Below are 20,691 nucleotides of genomic sequence, written 5' to 3'. Positions count from 1 at the left end.
CAGGTGGTCAACTACCTAATTTTCAGGGAAAAAGTACCTGAATTTTCCCCCTGATCACTCCCATGCCTGGTACTTTTTGATTGACAAAAAGTCTAAAAGTCTTACCCAACAAGGTTTTTAGATTTATTCAGCAGACCCTAGTTAGGATTATTCATGAGATGACCGGATTGACGGTTTCCTTAATCCCTTAATTCCTGTTCAGACAAGGCGATAACGTTCAAAATTCCCTGTAAATCCGCTTCTGACTCGATTTCTAGCAATTCTTGCAGGTAGGGACGATAACGGTATATTCGATAACCTTTCCCCTCTAACCATCGGGCCACGGCCAAATTACTGCCTTGATGAAACGCTCAATTAAAAGTTGACTGGAGATAAGCTGTTCGTAATTTAAATTGCTTGTTGAGACGAAGCAAGAGGCAGCACTAAAGGGATTGGGGGAGATTCGGCTAATCTAAGAATAAGCGGTTTAAACACCTCTTAGCTTACTGACGATAAAGCGCTAAATAATCACTCATAATCTAGTATGGCCTGCACCCATTTGGGCGGACGAGAAATCGGATTACCAAGGCGATCAAGAACTAATAACGCCACTAAATGCACGGCAAATAGGTATAATAAACTATTGACAAATATACCCACAACTGCCATCGATTGAACTTGCAGCAGCGTCGGTTTAGCGAGAATCCCTAACTGGGTGAAAATCCAATCGATAAAATTAGTCGCTTGGGTAATCACATATAACCAAAGATTTTCGCCTAAAAGAATTGAAAATAGCCAAAAACGAAAGAATAAACCAAAAGCCCCCAACAGTCCCCCAGTCAAGATAGAAAATTCCCAGCGCGCACCCCGGCGCCAGCATAGCCCCAATTGTAACCCCATCAAGCCGTGGGGAATCAAAAAGACGATACTGCGAGTCGGTCCCATCAACACCGACAAAAGTAAACTAGAAACTAATGCTGTCATGGAAGCACAACGAGCGCCCCAACGTAAATAGGCTAAAGCGATAGGAATCGGGAAGAAAACCCTTAATAACGGTCCGAGGGGAAAATAATAGTCAATTAACCAGATTAAACTGGTAGCGCTGGCCAAAAAAGCCGTCTCCACCGTGATCAGGGTAGCGATAGACTTGAGAGGAGATGGTTGGATAGGTTTGGCAGTGGGTTTATCTAGGGGTTTCTCCTCTTCCCCCAGATCTACCCAATTGCTTTCATCTATTGTCTCTTCTGAGGATTGAGCGGGGGAATTAGCGTTAGAATCATTCATTCTATCAGTTATCCGGTGGTCGGGACGGGTTGGCAAGCTATTCTTAGCTTAGACTTGTGACTCCCAGTCAGGCAAGAGGCAAAAAATACTAAGCTGTTGACTATCTAAATGGGTGAGGGGTGGGGTAATTTACGGAAAATATTCCTATTTTCACTGAAAAAACTGGCTCTAAATACCTTCTAAATCGGCTCCTAACTCCCGTAAGCGAGATTTTAATTGTTCTATTTGTTGTAAAGCTAAAACCTTCTCTTGACGTTCCTGTTTAGCCACTTCTGCGGGGGTAGGAATTAATTCAGCCTCCCTATTAAAATAGCGTAATTGTTGTTGATAAATACCCAGAAATAAGCCTAAGCGATCGCTCCATAGCCAACCCCTGTCCGTCGGTTCAATTGCTTGATATTGCCCTTCCATGAGCCGAAATCCTTGTAATTCTAAGGTTTCAGGATCGAACCAAAAATAATCGGGAGTGCGAAAAATATCTTGATAAATTTGTTTTTTCTCGCCGCGATCTATTTTGGCGGTACTAGGAGACAGAATTTCCACGATAACATCGGGATATTTGCCCCCTTCTCCCCAAACTACCCAACTTTTTCGCTCTAAGCGTCTTTCTGTTCCCAAAACGACAAAAAAATCTGGCCCGCGAAAATCCTCGGATTTTTTCTGATTAGGACTATAATAAATGCTCAAATTAGCGGCGGCAAAATAATCATTACGATCTTGCCATAACCATTCTAAAGACTGAAGTAAAATCAGAATTTGTTGTAAATGAGCGTAGCTTTCCAAGGGGGGTTCCTCACTCCAGATATCCCTAGGGGGAAATTTTACCTCATCCGCACAGGACTCGTTATTATCGATGATGGGAAAAGTGGTCATCTTTTTTGAGGTTGGGTGTCGGTCATCTCATTATATCAAAAAAGGTGGGCTATAAACCCACCAGAAAAGTAATCAAAAAACCTCAACGATAATTAGGACTTTGGATATCTCTAAGACGCGCTTCGGGACGTTTAAATCTGTCCATTTGTGCCTCAAAGAATTGACGATTTTTGAGTAAATGTTTGGGATTAGGATCGTCGAGGGGATAGAGTAAAGCAGTGCGTAGAGCTTGAATAACTGCCGAAGTCACATTATACATCGATCGCTGAAAACTAATCCCCAATTGAATCAAAATATCGTCTTCCCCCCGGCACTGTTGCTGATAGTAATCGATCAGATATTGGGGCAAGAAATGATACATATCATCCATTAACAATGTGGGGGGGATTCCCGCAGTACCCACGGGGAAAACATCAGCGTAAAGAATGCCATAGTGAAAGTCTTTTTGTTGGTAGGGAACCTGTTTTGCTTGGGCATTATAGGACTTTGTACCCCGGAAGGGAGCAGTACGATAAAAGACGGCTTCCACATAGGGTAAAGCCGCTTCATAAAGCCAAGTAAAAGCCTTTGATTTGGGGATAATTTCGTAGCATTGACCATCAATATAAACGTGATGATAAATTGGCCGGCCAGCGATGGCAAAAATGCCATTAACGAGGAAATTCATGGCATCGGGAACACCTTTAAACCCGCCTTCATCGTAGATATCAGACATCTCGAAAAACACTGGGGCCATCACTTCCCAGAATAGTCCTAAATTGGAGTAATAGGACATCATCCGCACCTGTTCCAAGAACATATCGGGGAACAGGTCATAAAGTTTCATCATCACGGGGTTTTTCTTGAAATAGGCCTTAATGGCGCGGTCGGCATTTTGGCGATATTCTTCTGAATCAAGATAGGCATCAAATAAACCCCAACCCATATCGCGGCCATGCCACAACATGGCTTGCATACAAGCTTCGGCAAATTCCATATTAATTCGATCATGCCAAAGATGATGGATTAATCTGGGCATTTTTTGGGTTTTACCTTTATCCATGAATTCTAACAATTCAGGGTGAGCAGAACCTGTGCCGCGCCAGATGCGTAAATCGGCATTATCGCCAGCGTAATGATTTTGTAGGTCTAGGTATTCTTGGGGCAGAAAATATTTAAAAAAGGGCAAAGGATCGAGGAAAACTCTTTCGGCAATGTAGAGAAGATCACGCCAATAAAAATCCATCGGTACAGCATAAGCTTTATAAATGCCGATAATTTGCATCAGGTTTTCGGGAGTATCCGGTAACATGGATCCACCCGCTTCTAAACGCTGGATAATTTCGGCAAATTCGTGAGTAGAAGGGGGAAGTTTGGCTTTGATTAATGTCCCAGTCATAGTTTTAGGTAAAGTAATTAGCGGCGGTTACAATAATTCGGAAACAGCAAGGGATAACTAACTATTACTCAAAAATTTACCCCGATTCAACCAGTTGGTTTTTGAGGACTTTTGCGGAGATTTTTTGAAGACAAAACTAGGTTTTGCTTCTCCCGATAAGCTGGCAACCATCGAGTTAGTGGTGGGTTCAATCCAACGGACTAAATAATTGGGTTGAATACCTAAAAAGACGATTAATACCATTAGGACAAAAGCGGGGATAGTTTCCGATTTCAAGACTTTGGGATAGTAGGCAAGTTTGTTATCCAATTTACCAAAACAGGTGCGATTAAGCAGGATAACAAAGTAAACCGCCGTTAAACCGGAAGCGATGATACAGAGAACCGTCTGCACGGGAAAACGGGAAAAACTACCCTGAAAAACGATAAATTCCGCCACAAATCCCACTAATCCGGGGATACCGGCGCTGGCCATACCGGCGAGAATTAACAGGGCGCTAACCAGGGGTAAACCGCGAATTGGGTTCATTAAACCGTTTAAAACGTCTAAATCTCTAGTTCCGGCTTTGCGTTCGACAATGCCCACCAGATAAAATAAGAGGGCGAGAATGAGACCGTGGCTAATCATTTGCGCGACGGCACCAAGGACGCTTAAACCCGTGCCGGCGGCGGCTGCTACCAGTATATAGCCCATGTGACCGATCGAACTGTAGGCCACCATGCGTTTAATGTCTTTTTGGGCAATAGCGCTCAAGGCCCCGTAAATAACGCTAATAACGCCGACAATTGCCAGTCCGGGGGCGATTAAAGACCAAGTTTCGGGGAATAATTGCAGACCAAAGCGAACTAAGCCATAAGTACCGAGTTTAGCGAGGATACCACCTAATAAAATTGCTGTAGCGGGGGAAGCTTCCGTATAGGCATCCGGTAGCCAAGTATGGAGAGGTACGAGGGGGATTTTGATGCCAAATCCCACTAACAGCAGAGTTAAGAGCAGTAATTGGGTTTTTTGGGAGAAATCGGCGGTCGAGAGGGAAGAATAGTCAAAAGTGCCGCCATTGAGGAAACCGATGCCTAAAAATGCCGCTAGGACTAATAACCCGGAGACGGCAGTGTAGAGAAGGAATTTAATCGAAGCATAGCCACGTTTTTCGCCTCCCCAGATAGCAATCATCAGATAAAAGGGGATTAATTCTAGTTCATAGAAAACGATGAACAGCAGCAAGTTTTTGGCCATTAATGCCCCAGAAACCCCGGCGTTAATCAGGAGGATTAGGATGTAATAAAGTCGGGGACGATCTATTTTTTCTTCGCTACTATAGATAGCTATTCCTGTCAAGAAACAGTTTAAAATAATTAACGGTAAGGACAAACCATCGACTCCGAGGTTATAACTTAAACCGATTGGTTTTGCCCATTCGCGGTATTCAGAAAATTGAAAGCCATTGCTGGTTAAGTTATATTGGGTCAGCAGATATAAAGACCAAAAGAGGACGGCGGCAACAAAAAAGAGGGTAATTTGACGTAATTTTGCTGGGGCAAATTTATCGGGGAAAAGACCGACGATAATTGCTCCAATTATTGGCAACCAAAGCAGGGTACTGAGCATATTGGTATCGATCGAATTTACAATGACTGGGATGAGAAAACGATTAGCCAACCAACACGATGACTAATCTGGAATTGACTAAATTAAACTCACTTTTCCGCTATCGAGATCATAGTAGGCTCCGACAACTTTTAATTGTTTGCCGTCCACTAATTCACCGATAACTGGGGATTTGCCTAATTTCTCTACTTGATAGTTAACATTGGATTTAATTGCTCGCTCAAGTTTGTTAGAACCGGGTTGTCTTTCGGCTCGATCAACTCCCACCTGTAGGCCATCGATTAAACGACCGATTTGTCCGGGAAAACGACCCCCTTCAATGGTGGCTTTTACCGCTCCACAACGGGAATGGCCGAGAACAATAATTACCTTAGCTCCTAATACCAACGTGCCGAATTCGAGGCTACCAATTTCTTCGGAAGTGGCTAAATTTCCCGCTACCCGACAAACAAATAGATCTCCTAATCCGCGATCAAAAACGATTTCTGCCGGCACGCGAGAATCGGCACAGCCCAAAATTGCCGCAAAAGGGGCTTGACTTTCGGCCACTTCTGTGAGTCGAGCTTGATCGCGGTTAGGACTTTTTTGTCTTCGTTCCCAGAAACGTTGATTGCCTTCCATGAGCATAGTTAAAGCTTGGTCGGGGGTCAATCCTTTATTTTGAGCAGTCAGCCATGGCTCAGAATTAACAGCAGTTTGGGCGTTAGTTTGGGACAGTTGCGAGCCTAAAATAGTAGCGGCCAGACCAGTTCCCAAAAAACCCCCACCATAACGGATTAATTGGCGACGAGAGGTATTGAACATAGCTAGTTGTTTCCATTAATCAGGACAAGTCCTATTGTCGGGGCAAGGGATACTAAAGAAAAGCCTAAGTTATCAAATCTTTAACTGAAAACTAGAGAAATCTGTGATAGTAGAGGCCAACAGATGATAATACCGATCAAAGCGACCCCCAAAATAATCGACAGAAAGTAAAATTGGGTTTGGCCCGAAACGTTATATTTCAAACTCTGACCACCAAAAACCGTGGCTAATCCCACCAGGTTAACGACACCATCCACCAAAAAGGTATCGATCCAGTTAATAATTTGCGAGATTAATCCGACGACAAAAACGATGGTAACTTTATACAATTGGGCTGTATAAAGGTCGTTGGCAAAGAAATCTTGAAGAGCTTTGGGTTGAAAAACGATCGGTTTGGGGATATTATCATTCAGGTAAACATAGGCTGCTGGAATTACGCCAGCAGCGGTGGAAAGTACCAAGAGAAAAGCCACTCCCAGATTTAAGTTACTTGGTAATAAATGCCATTGCGCCAATAAAATCGGCAGATGAAGGGCGAAACCCATGGTCACAGTCATGGGTATAACTAAGGGCCAAAGAGCTTCCGGAGAGCGCAGGGTCATCGGTTTGATTTTACCGCCAAAGAAAACGCAAAATTCTCTAGTGACACTAAAAGCAGTTAAGGCATTGACCAACAATAGCACTAATAACAGTAAACCACTGATTTCCGAGAGGCGATCGCCCATGCGCGCTAATGCCCAAAAACCACCAAAGGGAGGCAGTGCGACTAAACTAGCTGCACCAACGAGATAACAAATACCAGAAACGGGACGACGGGACCATAAACCGCCGTATTGGCTTAAATCTTGGCTGATATTATTCCAAATGATGTTACCCACCACCATGACTAACAGGGACATAGCGATCGCGTATGTAAAGAGTAACACTAAAGCGGTTTCCGTTTGTCCGGTGGCAACAGCGATAAAAATCAGTCCCATGTAGGCACTGACGGAATAGGAAAGGGAGCGCTTGACATCGATCTGGGCGATCGCAATTAACCCCGCACCGATGGCAGTAACAGAGCCAACAATGGTCATCACCTGCAAGGTTAAGGGCGATAATTGTAGCACCGGCTCTAATTTCACCAATAACCAAGCACCAGTGGAAACGACGACGGTATTCCGCAGAATTGTCGCTGGCATCGGTCCTTCCATGGCCTCATCTAGCCATAAATGTAGAGGAAATTGAGCGCATTTGCCCATCGGACCAGCAATCAGGGCTAAACAGAGTAAATTAGCCACATTGGGGTTTAAATTGGCTGTGGCCGCCCATTCTGCCAATTGGTCAAAGTTCCATGTTCCCGCAAGGGGTAAAAGGGCCACTACTCCCATCAACAGGATTAAATCGCCAATCCGTTTAGTCAGAAAAGCATCCCGCGCCCCCGTCACCACCAGAGATTGATTGAACCAGAAACCAATCAGCAGATAAGTGCCGAGGGTGAGAACTTCTAGCACACAATAGCTGAAAAATAGCGAATTACAGATAACGAGGGCGCACATACCACCCTCAAAGAGGGCGACGAGAGAATAAAACCTTGCCCAACCCCAATCCATTTCTAGATAGGCGATCGCATATACCTGAGCGGCGAGGTTTAAGCCGGTAATTAGCAGTAACGCCCCAATATTAACAGCTGAAATCTGCACATCTAAAGATATGCTTAAATTTGCGGCATTTAGCCAATTAAATGCTATGGATTGAGGCGGACGACCCCAAACGGCGATCAAAGCAAAAAGGCTATGGAAAAAAGCCAAGAAAGTCATGATCAAGTTCAGATAACCGGCCGGTCGCGGGCCGGTTTGTCGGATAATACCGGGAGACCAAGGTAGAGCGAGAAGTGCGCCCGCAAAGGCGTAAAGAGGTACCAACCAGATAGTCTGGCTGAAGGACTCGAACATATAAACACCTCAAGAAAAAAAATGATCCTGAATTAAAGTTTAAGGTTTAATGGCTCACTAATAAGCTGTCACCATTTTTTAACGGGGCATTAATCGGGATAGTTTGACTAGCTTCCAGCAGGTATTTTAAAAAAGCATCAGCAATCACGGAAAGTTGTTTTCCGGCCAAGTAACAAACGTACCAATTGTGCTGAATCGGAAAATGTTCCACGTCGAGGATGGCTAATTCGCCGTTTTCCCCTTCCGAGATGAGAGTATGCTTAGATAGTACCGATAGTCCTAAACCGCCAGAAATAGCCTGTTTAATCGCCTCGTTACTGCCTAATTCCAAGCGCACCTTCACCTTAATATCGTGGAGATTAAATAATTTTTGTACCGCTTGGCGGGTTCCAGATCCCGATTCGCGCATAATAAAAGGTTGCTGGTTGAGGGATTCAAGGGGGAGATTTTTCTTACCCACCAATGGATGATCTCGTCGCGCCACCACCACTAGGGGATTTTCGAGGAAAGACTGAGAACAAAGTTCCACTTCTTCTGGCGGTTGACTGAGAATATAGAGGTCATCCTCGTTGTTTAACATTCGCTCTTGCAGTTTCTGATGATTAGTCACTTGCAGGGCGATGTCAATACCGGGATACTGTTGACAGAATGCCCCCAGTAATCGCGGTACAAAGTATTTAGCGGTAGTAATTACGCCTAAAGTCAGCTTTCCCTGTCTAGTTCCTTTAATATCGGCCACTTTCATTTGAAAGTTGTCCAATTTATTAAAAATCTCTTGACAGGTGAACAGTAATTCCTTACCCGCTTCGGTTAAAAATAAACGTTTGCCAATTTGCTCGAATAGCGGTAAACCCACGGCTTTGGTGAGTTGTTTGACTTGGGTTGAGACGGTAGGTTGAGTGATAAATAACTCCTCGGCCGCCTTGGTAAAGCTACTGTGTCGAGCGGTAGCCTCAAAAACCCTTAACTGGTGCAGGGTTGCCTGTATCAAGTTCTTATCCCCTTCTCAATAACAACTATTTGTCACCATCAATCCTAACGTTTTTATAGATTCTAGTCAATTAATTTTTTGATAAATATAGACTTTAATAGATATAACCGCCGCTTAAGACCTTTTTCAGCTTTTTCTCCCCACACCCCACACCCCATTACCCCATTACCCCATTACCCCATCTCCCCAATTCCTAATTCATCATTCATAATTATCTTGCTAGAATCAGAAAACAACCATCTATTAAAAATAAAAGACAATGGTTAGTTATCTTGATATTGACGACGATCTTCTTTTCCCCGATAGCGATGGTCAACCGATGGCAGATAATACCGAACAATATGAGTGGATTGTCAAAATTAAGGAGAATTTAGAGATTATCTTTGCGGATGACCCTAAGGTGTTTATTGCCGGAGATTTACTCTGGTATCCTCTGCGTTCTACTTTGGTTTCACCGGTTGCTCCCGATGTGATGGTAGCCTTTGGCCGTCCCAAAGGACGGAGGGGTTCCTATCGTCAATGGCAGGAAGAAAATATCGCTCCTCAAGTGGTTTTTGAAATTCTATCACCGAAGAATACAAAAGCAGAAATGAGTCGAAAATTAGAGTTTTATGACACATATAGTGTAGAAGAATACTATTTATATAACCCGATGCGCTGTCGTTTACAAGGATGGCAAAGACAGGGAGAAAATTTAAGAGAAATTATCCCCATCAATGACTGGATAAGTCCCCGTTTAGGTATGCGTTTTATCTGGGATAAATCTAGTTTAGAATTGTATCGTCCTGATGGAGAGAAATTTTTAACAACTGTTGAGTTAGAGTCTCAAATGCGTCAAGAAAAGAAACGTGCCGATCAAGAAAAGAAACGCGCTGATAGAGAAAAGAAACGTGCCGATAAAGAAAAAAAACGTGCGGATCGACTAGCGGAACGCTTACAGGCGTTAGGATTAAGTTTAGAAGAAGAATAATACCATTTTTCTTTATTCGTAGCAGGCATGACCATCTCTGTCTTTACTTTGGAAAAATGGTATTTAGATCAGGTTTTTTTCATAAGTTATTAGTAAACAGTAATCAATGAACTGATAACTGATAACTAAAAAAATCTTTAAACTTCTAATAAATTTTCTAGGCGATCGAGAACTATATCGGTGATGCACTTAATCCGGTATAAACAGGCTTTAGTATCTGTGGAGTTGAAAGTGCCATTTTCCCAATACTTGTTACTACCGGCACCCCCCCCACAAACCCCAAAATAATCACATTTTTGCCGACATAAATCGACTCCACCGCGCATATCAGCGTAAATTTGTTGAAATTTCTCGGTTTCACAGATAGATTCCAGAGAATCGCTCAAAACATTACCAAAGATAAAATCACCGTAGGGTTGGGTTTGAATCGATAGTAATTCCGGATCAAAGGTGGAAAAATTACCTTGATGATCGAAATTGACAATCATAAAAGGTCGATTCATATCGGTATTTTCTAAGCGTTCATCGGCATAAATCAAACTACAGATCGATTCAAATTCCCGCAGCTTAAATTCTCCTTGTTTGGCCGTGACTAACTCCCAAAATCTGGCGATAAACTGGCGATAACGTTGTTCAATGCCTAATTTATCCAAGGAAGATTGCGAATGAATACCCTCGGTTTCTTCCATATTAAAAGCCACATCGGTAAGACCATGATCCCAAAAAAAGTTAAAAATTTCGTCGGGATAGTCGAGAGAATCTTCTGTTAAAACAGCGATGACACTCACATCAATTTCATGTTTTTGCAAGAAAGAAATTCCCCGCATTGTAGCAGCATGACTGCCAGTTCCCTTGCGGTTTTGCCGGTGGATGTCGTGAATAAAGGCCGGTCCATCAAGACTGACTCCCACATAAACATCATGCTTTTTAAATAATTGACACCAAGCATCGTTAATATAAGTGGCGTTAGTTTGTACCGAATGACGAAAACAGTAACCCTGCTGATTATATTTCTCGCTAACTTCCGCAATTTTAGCAAAGGCACTTTCATAAAAACTGATGGGAACTGCTAAGGGTTCGCCGGCGTGCCAGCAAATGGTAAAATCATTTTGGAGAAAACGACTGCTAAAAACCCTCTGAAAAATCGGCTCGATTAAATCTAAGGATAAGGTATTTTTTAAGTGGCGATCGGGTAAATAACAGTAATCACAATTGAGATTACAAAAAGAAGTCGGCTGCACGACTACTAAAGTAATTGGACCACAATCCGACCAATCTATATTTAGGGGTTTTTTCATGATTCTATTGTTTACATTCTCACTTAAGTATGATAACTGATTCTGGCAAGTGTATCTTAATTCTACCTATACTATTTCCTATTCCCTCAATAATAAATAATATAATTGACCGGGAGTATTAATTAAACCGGCTCGCTCGCCAGCATTTTTTCCTGTTCCCATAAAAATATCTACCCTCCCAGTACCTTTAATCGCGCTGCCAGTATCTTGATCGAGAACATAGCGACTAACTAATTTTTTATTAAGATTTCCCTGGGGAATTTCTGTCTCAATTAATGCTAAAGCACCGGGGGGGAAAATACTTTTATCTGTAGCGATCGATCTTTCCGGTAAAACCGGAACCCCAATACTACCAGTGGCAGGCGCACCGTGGGTTTCTCGAAAGAAAATAAACCGATTATTGCGGGGAATATAATTCTTTAATTGATCGGGATTATTTCTGAGAAAATCTAAAACCATTGGTAAGGTTAAACCCTCAGCAGGAAAAATACCATCGGCAATCATTTCTTTTCCCAGACTTGTGTAGGGATGCTCGGTATTGCCATCAAAACCGATGCTGATAATTTGACCATTAGGTAAACGTAATTTCGCCGAACCTTGCACATGAACTAAATAAGCTTCTAAGCGATCTTTTAACCAGACTAATTCGTATCCCGCTAGACGGCTATTTTCCCCCAGTAAACCATCTTTTCCCTCTAATTCTACCCTAGCTGGATGGGGTTTAGACCAGCGAGAAAAGTTAGCAGGTCGGCGATAGAGAGGATATTTATACTCGGCATTTTTTTGCCGACTTGCTTGATAGATTGGCTGAAAATAACCAGTAAATTTAACATTTCCCTGGCTATCATTACCCAAAGAACGATACCAAATAAATTCTTTTTTAACTGCCTTTTGTAGAGCTGCGGGAGTGGGAGAATTCTGCACTAATTCACGAAACCGTACTAAGGAACGATGCACTCGCTGACGAGTTATTTCAGGAATAGGATAATTTTGATAGGCGCGGATCGCTGCCTGGCTATTCAGATAACGTAAACTATGATCGATCGCTTGTAGGAGGGTTTTTTTGTCCGTTAGCAGTCGTTCATCGTATCCCGTAGATGTTCCTAATTGTGAGATTTCAAAACGTTCTAGGGGCAAATTTGCGGGGGTGAGGGCAATTAATCCCAAGCTGAGGGGGAGGATTGTCAAAAGGTGTTTCATGGTGACAGGAGTGGGCAGCTATTGACTCGATTAACAATCAAGAAGGAGCAATGAGAAAAGTTGTTTCTTATTTATATCATGAGGATAGTTGTTGCCGATAAATCTTAATTTGTTCCAAGCGAGGGCCGACCTTAGAAATAATGGTAAATTCTAAATTTTGGTAATATAATTGTTCTCCCACCCGCGGTATTTTTTGCCAATGATGTAGGACAAAACCGGCTAGGGTTTGGTATTCATCGGCCAAGGGTAAACTTAAATTTAATGCTTTGTTCACGTCCTCTAAATTCATTTGTGCTTGTACGAGAAAAGTCGATTCATCGAGGAGTTGATATTCCACTGTTCCCGATTCATCACTAGGGGAAAAAGTTCCCAGAATCTCACCGATTAGATCTTTTAGGGTTAATAAACCGGCTGTTCTGCCAAATTCATCGACAATGATAACCATCTTTAAGGATGATTCCCGCATCACTGTTAGTAATTCATTTAAAGCAGTGGTTTCGGGGAAAAAACGCACAGGTTTTAACCAAGGTTTAATCGGAGTTGTTAAATTTAACTGACCTTCGGCAAGGGGTAAAGCTAAATCTTTAAAATCGATCAGACCACGGATATCATCACCGGAATCTCCTTCCACAGGATAACAAGAATAGCCACTGTTAACTACTTGGAGCAGTAATTCCTCAAAAGTTGCGGTCGAGGAAATAGCTATTAAACGGTTATGGGGAACCATGATTTCCTCGGCAGTGATTTCGCTAAACTGGAAAACATTATTTAAAATTTTCCTTTCCGCAGCTTCTAATCCCGTTAATTCCCCTTCCATGCTGATAATTAATTGTAATTCCTCGGAAGTTACCCGACTAGAACGCTGTAGATCCACTTCGGGGATACGGGTTAAAACCAATAAAAAACGAGTTGATTGGTTAATAATACCGATAAAAGGCTTAAAAATCCGGGAAATAACGCCAATAGGTGCCGCTAATAATCGCGCCATCGGTTCGGCATAAATTAAAGCTAGGGATTTGGGATAAAGTTCCCCAAAAACTATCTGGAGATAGGCCACGATTAAAAAAGCTAGACAAAGAGAAAAACCATGGGAGAGAAGATTTTGCCAGTTTAAAGAAAAGGGTAAAAAACTTAGTAATTTCTTCACAAAAACGGTCATGGTACTCTCCCCGATCCAACCTAAAGCTAAACTAGAAAGGGTGATGCCTAATTGGGTAGTGGAAAGTAAGCGATCGAGACTTCTTTGTAGAGATTGTACCGTCTGCGCTGGCACATCTCCCGCAGCTACTAGCTGACTGACGCGGGTGCGACGGACAGACACAAGCGAAAATTCGGCCGCTACGAAAAAAGCATTGAGGACGATTAGTAAAAAGACTAAAATTAAACGAGTCAATAAATCCTGATTATCCATAGCGAAAAGGCAAAATTCGCCTTTTTTGAAGTCTATCCTTTGGTTTCATCCTTTGATTGCGGTTTGTTTTTCTGTTGTTGCATATAAACTCTCACTCTTTTAATTACTTCTTCTTCTTTCACGGGGATAAAAGTTTGATTGCGACCATAACTGGTGCGATCGTTGGTAAACTTTTTAGCGGGATTGATATCCGGTTGACTGACTCCCTTCAGGGAGGCGATTCCCAATTGATAGGCTACCCAACCGCTACCGAAGCCGGCGGCTAACATGGCTACCATCAAAAGGAGTCCTAACTGCAAGGAGGTGCTGATTGAAAATTTTTTCATCTTGGTGGGGCTGGATTTTCACGTTCGGAGTAACTACCGATCTATAATGAGTTAATAGTATAACCCAGGGTTGGCCGAGCGGTTGAGGCAACGAACTCATAATTCGTCCTAGGCAGGTTCAACTCCTGCACCCTGGATACTTTTGATGGCTTCGGGTGATCGGGTTTGACTGCACTAGAGTAGGCGGCGGTAACAGATTACCTGACCATTTTCAGCTGCTTTGAGAACAGAAGTACAATCATTAATTTTATCCTTTTCATTTTTCAGGAAAGCTAAAAAAAACAAGAATCCCAGTAGTGTAGCTTTTTTGATGAACGAATCAATTCCCCAATGCTAGGTAATAGCAAATCCTGTTTTGAAAAGCTGATAACAATCAATCATATAGTCATTTCAAAAAAGCTCGAATCATTAAAAATTTGATTTCCCCAAAACTTTGCGCTTTAAAGCTAGAACACGAGGACGCGCACCTTGACTAGAAAATCCTAACCCTTCACGGAATATTTCGGGCATATAATAACGAACTGCATCTTCTTTATCCTTGTCCTCATAAATTACTCCCATTTGCTCAAGAACATTGACTGTATCAGAATCCAGCTTAAACTGTTCTAGAGAAAAAGGAATTTTTTTATCACTATATGTAGGTAAACTTTCTTGTACCCAGCTTTTAAATATAGGATATTCTTCCTTAGACTCTTCAACTTTTTCTCGACTACAGGGTTGAAGCGCTCGTCGAATCGGTTGGGGAGGTAACAGTCTAGTATTCGACCATTTAGAAAATTGTATGTCTTGTTTGTTTTCTACAGTAATATTAGCAGCATGATACAAAAATCTCACAATATCCCTCGCTTGCAGTCTTCCATTAAAATCGGTTAAAGCGGCAAAAATCCAATTGTCTGACTTAGCTTCTCTTGCATTATCTGCTCCTAATTTTTTGCCCCAAAGTCGTTCTAGTTTTTCTTTTAAATCTTCAATTGAACAATCGAATAAATCTTGAGGGTTAGCATTAATAACCGATGATTGTATGCAGAGCCAATAGGAAAGTTTAAGAAACGATTCTAGATTCCAAGATAGATCATAATTACGATATAAGTTTTCAAATTGTTGCGAGTTTTGTGTGATTGTATTTCTCAAGAAATCTCGACGCAGAAAGACAATCAATCCGAGATTAGATTGCCTAATTTCTGAGAATTTATTGGGTAAATAATCGATCAAAGCTTTCAAGGCTTTTCGTTGACGGTTATCATTGGCAACATTAGGAAAAGCATCTTCTAATCCATCAAATAAAAATATAATCTTCGAGTTTTTTTGTTGAAGGTATTCATGCAGTTTATGTAATTGACAATTTTCAGGATTATAACCTAAAACTCTCGAAATTTCTTTGATCCAAAAATTTGTCCAATCAACCTCATCCCAATCCTGATTTGATAGCGACTGCGTGATTCTGTCTCTTAAATCCGAGGAGGAAAATTGATAATCATTATTAAGAACATTATTAACATTTTGCCGTGCTTGCTCAAGAATCTTTTTGGCCTTATCATTTAAATTTTGTGATTGCAGTAAAGGAAATATTAAACCGAGATTTTCTTGATTTTGAGGATCAACTTTATTTAAAAATTTTTCCCAAGACTGTAGGCGAGATAGCTGAATATAATTAAAGGTTTTTCCCGCACCTTTAGCACCAATTGAGATAACATTAGGTAGTTTATCTTGAAAATTACGAGCGAGATTTTTCAATGGCTCTGTAATGAGTAAATCTTCCCCTTCTCCCTTTTCTGCATAAATATATTTATTGCAAGTATCCCTGAGTTTTTTCACATCATTTAAGGAGTTATCTGAAGGTGTGACTGATGCAATGCTATTACTAGGTAATTTATCTTCTGCCCATTCTCTTGCCAGTTCCATCAAGGAAGTTGAACTTAATTTGTTTTGAGCTTCGTCCCAATTGTTAATATATAGTAACTCTTGGGCAAAATAAGTTTCTTTAATATCCAGTCTAGCAATATATAAAATCTCATCTTTTGGTTGAACATAAGCCGACTGTAATTGCTCTAAAATATTCTCAAATGCTGATAAATTTCTGACTTCTGGGGTTAAAAAACTAATAATTATCGAAGGATCATAATAATTATCATCCTTTACTTTTGAATCACTGGGAGCTAGTAAGCCAATTTTTTCTAAAACCATCCTGACACCTCGCCAAGATTGCTCATTAACTGTTGTTACTAAAAATCTTTGGATTCTAGAGTCAAATAAAATTGGGCTAGAAATTTCACTTAATCCTGCTCTTAAATCAATAAATATATAATCTACTGCTAATTTTTGCCCTAATTGATGAATTGCATCCCCTACCTCCCAAGCACCCGATGGATTTCTAGCTAAATTTTCTGGCAGTATAGGAGTATCTAAGAGTTCTTCTTCTTCAATAAAAGCGGGTAAAAAATATAAAGTTGATTTATTTTGCTGTTTGGCAGTTTTCTTAATTTCTTGAGTTACCCAAGAGAGTGCCACCTCTAGAGATGGCTTGGGATATTGATAAACTTCTAAAAAATTGCTCAAAGATACGGTTGCCTCTTGATTTTCATACCTTTGCCAATAGGTTAACCCCGGAGCCTCTAAATCTGAGTCAATAACTAAAATTTTAACTGGTTTATTTATCTCTTTTGCTCTTGCTAAGAGAGCAAGAATATAAGCAGCTAAATGTAGGGTTCTTCCCACACCACCTTTAAAGGAATAAAAAGCAACAATTTCTGGCTTATCTTGATAAGCATTTGGCAAAAAACTATCCGATTGATCTGAATCTGTATTTGCTTTTAAATAAGCGACTTCCTGCCAAAAAGGTCGAATCGATGGAGAAAAATCAGAACTATTATCTATTAAAATAAATTCTACAGGAATAGAAGCATTATCAATATCTAGCTGAATAATTTGTTCTGATTCTTGATACCAATCTCCAAACCATTCCTTTAATATTGAGTTAGCTTTGTGTTGATCATCTTGATTTTGAATACCAATCTCGAAAGCACTACTAAAACAACTAATTTTAACAATACCATCAGGTAAGTCATTTCCGTTAGCAGTTTCGCAAGCAATTTTTCTTTTAATATCAAACCAAGTTAGTAATGGCCGTCTTCTCATAGTCCCTGCAACTCCTGTGCAATCCAACTTAATATATCTAACAATTTTTTTTCTAATTCACTATCCTCAATATTTTTACAGCATCCCCCATATCGCCACATTTGATTAATTTCACCGCAAGAAAACTTTCTCTCTTGATTATTTTTTAACTTTCTCTCTTGATTATTTTCTAAAGGGTTCATACTTAATTGTGAGGGAAGTTTTAGTTTTTCTCCTGCAGCTAGTTTGTCTAGTAACTTATTTATACATGCCGCACTTCACGTAATTCTGGACAAGAATCGGTGCAATCTTTACTTTGTCTTTTCAGTAAAACCGCTTTGAGACCACATTCAACGGAGTAAAATAGCAATAAACGATGAGCGTTAGTTCTGGTTCCGACCTTTGCCGCTCCTTGATTTTCTCTCCATGCTGTTTGTAGTTCTATGTCTGTAAAAGGAATCACCCAGTCAACCCTTTGCACGATATAGTTCCATCTTAACACAAAAAAAACCGCTTTCGCGGGCTTTTTCCACAAAAGCAAAGTTTAATTAACCTAACAACGCTTTTGCCTTCGCTACCACGTTATCCACGGTAAAACCGAACTTCTCTGACATTCCTAGAGAAAATATCGTAATTTTGTTAAAATAATCTCAAAGAAAAGCCTCTAAAATTTAAGATAATGTCCAAAATCGCTAAAAAACTTAGTAATTCTCCTTTTCGTTATCCCGGCGGTAAATTTTATGCCCGTAAGCTAATCTTAGCTTGTCTTCCCAGTCACCATAAGTATTGTGAACCTTTTGCGGGGGGAGCATCTATATTCTTTGCTAAGGAAAGTGTAGCAGAGAATATTCTCAATGACAAAGATGAAGAATTAATGAACTGTTATCGACATATCAAAGACCATCTTGATAGTCTAATTGAATTATTAAAAGATTAAACGCTACCAAAGAATTACACAATTATTATACAAATGAATTTCAACCAGCCAATGACCTAGAAAGAGCCATGCGTTGGTATTATCTAAATAGAACTTCCTACTCAGGAATTATGAAACTTGAAAATTGTTATTGGGGCTATGGTGATAAGTATTCTATGCGTCCTGAAAACTGGCCTTCTCACCTAAAAACCACTTCGGAAAAACTGCAAAATGTCAGTTTATCTTGTTTAGATTTTGAAGATTTAATCAATCAATTACCCGATGATTACTTTTTATTTGTCGATCCTCCTTACTTTCAAGCAGATCAAAATAAATTCTATTCCTGCTTCTTCAGTCTAGAAGATCATAAAAGGTTATGTAAGACGTTGAAAAAACATCAACATCGATTTAAATTTCTTTTGACTTATGATAATTGCTCCGAAATTAGAGAAATGTATGATTGGTGTATTTCTTTACAAGATAATGAATGGAATTACACTATTAATCGAACTGATGATCAAAAAAATGGGTTGAAATTAGAACATGGTTATCAGAGTGAAAGACGCAAGGGCAAGGAGGTATTTATTGCCAATTATGATCTTCAGAAACCTGCAAGATTTACACCTCTACAATTAAGTTTATTCGATATATCTTGATTGCTAATTTTAATCAAGTAAATCCTCTATTTTTTCGATCGGGAGCCATGGTTGTAGAGGTTCAGCCGTATTAACATCAAAGAAAATTTTGGGATAATTAGGGATGAAATTACAGTTTTGATCCTGGCATTTCTGGCGAGAACACTTGATATTATTGGTTGGATTTGCTGTTAAATCTTTACTCCTGGCAACGTACATTTTTAAAAGGGCTTATTCTTGATTATTAATATTAATTTTGCTTAAAAATATTTGCTCTTTTGGTGTGGGCTTCCAAACAAATAGTCCCGTTTCTAAATTGGTCTGAAAAAAAGCATTGGCAAGAGATGTAATCACTAAATCAAAATCTGTTTCAATATATTGATCTTTGTGAATATTTAGGCTTGTTGAAGGTATTCCTATCAATTTAGACCTTTTGTGTTCGGTAATTCGATTTCTAATTTTCCTGCGCGAGAATGGGTATTTTTTCAAAAAAGATCAAGTTGAACTTCAAAAAAAGGTTTTCTAATTATTAAGGGAGGATCACCGATTTCTCCAGAGAGTTTCAGCAAGTAGTCATCAAAAGTATCTAAAACATCCACTCTGGCTTTAATTGCAGTCGCCACATGAGTTGCATCTTTAGGTTTTAGTGCCTGATATTGCCACATCAATTCTCTGGCTAGTTCGCCAACTTTTCTGTCCACATCATAAATATAAATCCACTCATGTCGGAAAAAATCAGAGATTTTTTCCTCACTTTCTTTAGGTAATTTTGGCTGTCCTTTTTCTAATTTCACCACTTCAATAAAAGTAAGAGCAGAAGTCACAATTATTACCTGACCATTTTCGGCTGCTTTGAGAACAGAAATACAATCATTAATTTTATCCTTTTCATTTTTCAGGAAAGCTAAAAAAACACAAGAATCCCAGTAGTGTAGCTTTTTTGATGAACGAATCAATTACTTCCTCCCAAAATTCCGATCATTTCCTCAATGCTAGGTAAATCTTTTTCCTCAGGAAAAATATCAATTGACTCAACTTTAATCCCGATTTTTTCCCCATCTTCTCTAGAGGTAACTATCCCCGATACAGAGACTCTTTTTTCTAGATATTCTTTGATATTATCAAGTAAATTTGTTTTAAAGTAACATTTAACACTTTTATTAGTCAATAAATTGTAAACTCTAAAAATAGGTTGACGACTTACATCAATAGCTTTAAGCACACCTTCTACAGTACCAAAACTTTGATATTTTCCCCCGATAATTTCATCAACATTAGCAATCAAAGCTTGATTCAAGTCGATACACCTCGAATCAAAGCCCAATTGCACCATAAACTCATCTCTTTTTTTCAATATTGCTAATGATCGCGCACTTTCTAAAGCTCGATCAGAAAAATACTTAGGGCGAATCGGATGTTCTAAAATTGTTACTATTCCCCTTTCTACAGTCTTAATAACTTCAGAAATTTGACTAGGTGTAATCTGATCTTGAGGCATTCCTTCTAAAGTAAGATGAATACTGCCACTATGAACTTGAGAGATTCTCCAATTTATCAGGGGGCGATTTTTGTTAGCAAGGGTTTTATCTACTTCATGGAGTAGTATTGCTAATTGTTCTTGAGCCTTGATAAATTTATCAAAAGACAACAGTGAGCCTTCTATATCTAATGTTAGGCTCTTGATTGTTTCCTTCGATATAGGGCTTTCCCTTTTAGTCATGGCTCTAGGAATCGTGATAATTATCTCAAGTGTAAAGCTTTTGGCTAACTAGGGTCTGCTGAAAAAGTTTTTCGGTGGGGGTTGGGGGTTGGGGGTTGGGGGTTGGGGGTTGGGGTGTGGGGTTTTACCCATTTTCAGGTGGTCAATTACCTAATTTTCAGGGAAAAAGTCCCTGAATTTTCCCCCCAATCACTCCAAGGGTCGGCACTTTTTGAGGTCAAAAAAGTCTAAAAACCTTGTTGGATAAGGT

17 protein-coding genes, 1 tRNA gene and 1 pseudogene are annotated in these 20,691 nt (G+C 40.1%); 3 read left to right on the top strand and 16 right to left on the bottom strand.

Translation table 11 applies throughout. From position 1 onward, the window contains the following. Window positions 1-179: 179 nt before the first annotated feature. From IM319_RS13925 to IM319_RS13890, 8 genes are all read right to left on the bottom strand, one after another. Window positions 180-329, bottom strand: a complete 150-nt coding sequence (locus IM319_RS13925) for a hypothetical protein (RefSeq protein ID WP_287735963.1) — start codon at window positions 327-329, stop codon at window positions 180-182. Window positions 330-507: 178 nt separating this feature from the next. Next, on the bottom strand, window positions 508-1,263 hold the full coding sequence (locus tag IM319_RS13920) for a DUF2232 domain-containing protein (protein WP_287676803.1): 756 nt from the start codon (window positions 1,261-1,263) through the stop codon (window positions 508-510). A gap of 168 nt (window positions 1,264-1,431) precedes the next feature. Then, complete coding sequence (locus tag IM319_RS13915; RefSeq protein ID WP_287735962.1) at window positions 1,432-2,136, bottom strand: Uma2 family endonuclease; 705 nt, start codon at window positions 2,134-2,136, stop codon at window positions 1,432-1,434. An 82-nt stretch (window positions 2,137-2,218) separates the two neighbouring features. After that, entirely contained in the window at window positions 2,219-3,514 is a 1,296-nt protein-coding gene (locus IM319_RS13910) for a CO2 hydration protein (RefSeq protein WP_287077911.1), read from the bottom strand. A 57-nt stretch (window positions 3,515-3,571) separates the two neighbouring features. Further along, window positions 3,572-5,122, bottom strand: a complete 1,551-nt coding sequence (locus IM319_RS13905; RefSeq protein ID WP_286827086.1) for an NADH-quinone oxidoreductase subunit M — start codon at window positions 5,120-5,122, stop codon at window positions 3,572-3,574. Window positions 5,123-5,200: 78 nt separating this feature from the next. Continuing rightward, window positions 5,201-5,926 carry a carbonic anhydrase gene (locus IM319_RS13900; RefSeq protein ID WP_287077913.1) on the bottom strand — a complete coding sequence of 242 codons (726 nt, stop codon included), beginning with the start codon at window positions 5,924-5,926 and terminating at the stop codon, window positions 5,201-5,203. A gap of 80 nt (window positions 5,927-6,006) precedes the next feature. After that, the gene (locus IM319_RS13895) at window positions 6,007-7,860 is read right to left on the bottom strand and encodes an NAD(P)H-quinone oxidoreductase subunit F (protein ID WP_287735961.1); all 1,854 of its coding nucleotides are present in this window, start codon (window positions 7,858-7,860) and stop codon (window positions 6,007-6,009) included. Window positions 7,861-7,906: 46 nt separating this feature from the next. Then, window positions 7,907-8,851 (bottom strand): LysR family transcriptional regulator, encoded by a 945-nt coding sequence (locus IM319_RS13890; RefSeq protein WP_286827089.1) that lies wholly within the window; start codon window positions 8,849-8,851, stop codon window positions 7,907-7,909. 259 nt (window positions 8,852-9,110) lie between these two features. Here IM319_RS13890 and IM319_RS13885 point away from each other — a divergent pair, with 259 nt between their 5' ends. Further along, window positions 9,111-9,821 carry a Uma2 family endonuclease gene (locus IM319_RS13885; RefSeq protein ID WP_287735960.1) on the top strand — a complete coding sequence of 237 codons (711 nt, stop codon included), beginning with the start codon at window positions 9,111-9,113 and terminating at the stop codon, window positions 9,819-9,821. A 137-nt stretch (window positions 9,822-9,958) separates the two neighbouring features. Here IM319_RS13885 and grrM read toward each other — a convergent pair whose 3' ends face one another. From grrM to IM319_RS13865, 4 genes are all read right to left on the bottom strand, one after another. After that, window positions 9,959-11,119, bottom strand: a complete 1,161-nt coding sequence (grrM, locus tag IM319_RS13880) for a cyclophane-forming radical SAM/SPASM peptide maturase GrrM/OscB (RefSeq protein ID WP_287735959.1) — start codon at window positions 11,117-11,119, stop codon at window positions 9,959-9,961. Window positions 11,120-11,197: 78 nt separating this feature from the next. Further along, window positions 11,198-12,319 (bottom strand): murein transglycosylase A, encoded by a 1,122-nt coding sequence (locus IM319_RS13875; protein ID WP_287735958.1) that lies wholly within the window; start codon window positions 12,317-12,319, stop codon window positions 11,198-11,200. Between the two features lie 76 nt (window positions 12,320-12,395). Then, window positions 12,396-13,730 carry a hemolysin family protein gene (locus tag IM319_RS13870; RefSeq protein WP_287077917.1) on the bottom strand — a complete coding sequence of 445 codons (1,335 nt, stop codon included), beginning with the start codon at window positions 13,728-13,730 and terminating at the stop codon, window positions 12,396-12,398. 32 nt (window positions 13,731-13,762) lie between these two features. Further along, window positions 13,763-14,056: a hypothetical protein gene (locus IM319_RS13865; protein WP_061431314.1), complete on the bottom strand. Its 294-nt coding sequence runs from the start codon at window positions 14,054-14,056 to the stop codon at window positions 13,763-13,765. Window positions 14,057-14,120: 64 nt separating this feature from the next. Here IM319_RS13865 and IM319_RS13860 point away from each other — a divergent pair. After that, a tRNA-Ile gene (locus IM319_RS13860) sits at window positions 14,121-14,193 on the top strand. Between the two features lie 271 nt (window positions 14,194-14,464). On the opposite strand, the gene IM319_RS13855 is transcribed toward IM319_RS13860, so the two are convergent. After that, entirely contained in the window at window positions 14,465-17,191 is a 2,727-nt protein-coding gene (locus IM319_RS13855; RefSeq protein ID WP_287735957.1) for a KGGVGR-motif variant AAA ATPase, read from the bottom strand. Beyond that, window positions 17,188-17,373, bottom strand: coding sequence for a hypothetical protein (locus IM319_RS13850; protein ID WP_287735956.1), 186 nt, complete (start codon window positions 17,371-17,373; stop codon window positions 17,188-17,190). Before IM319_RS13850 ends, IM319_RS13855 begins: the two co-directional genes overlap by 4 nt. Before the next feature lie 476 nt (window positions 17,374-17,849). Here IM319_RS13850 and IM319_RS22560 point away from each other — a divergent pair. Further along, a pseudogene (locus tag IM319_RS22560) lies at window positions 17,850-18,742 on the top strand (DNA adenine methylase). A gap of 464 nt (window positions 18,743-19,206) precedes the next feature. On the opposite strand, the gene IM319_RS13835 reads toward IM319_RS22560, so the two are convergent. Then, a complete protein-coding gene (locus IM319_RS13835; protein ID WP_287735954.1) occupies window positions 19,207-19,677 on the bottom strand; it encodes a type II toxin-antitoxin system VapC family toxin in 471 nt (156 codons plus the stop codon). Then, a complete protein-coding gene (locus tag IM319_RS13830) occupies window positions 19,674-20,441 on the bottom strand; it encodes a hypothetical protein (RefSeq protein WP_287686495.1) in 768 nt (255 codons plus the stop codon). Before IM319_RS13830 ends, IM319_RS13835 begins: the two co-directional genes overlap by 4 nt. Window positions 20,442-20,691: the final 250 nt, after the last annotated feature.

This window comes from Microcystis sp. M113S1 (assembly GCF_020246945.1).
GTDB lineage: Bacteria > Cyanobacteriota > Cyanobacteriia > Cyanobacteriales > Microcystaceae > Microcystis.
This window is presented reverse-complemented; position numbering and strand designations above follow the sequence as displayed.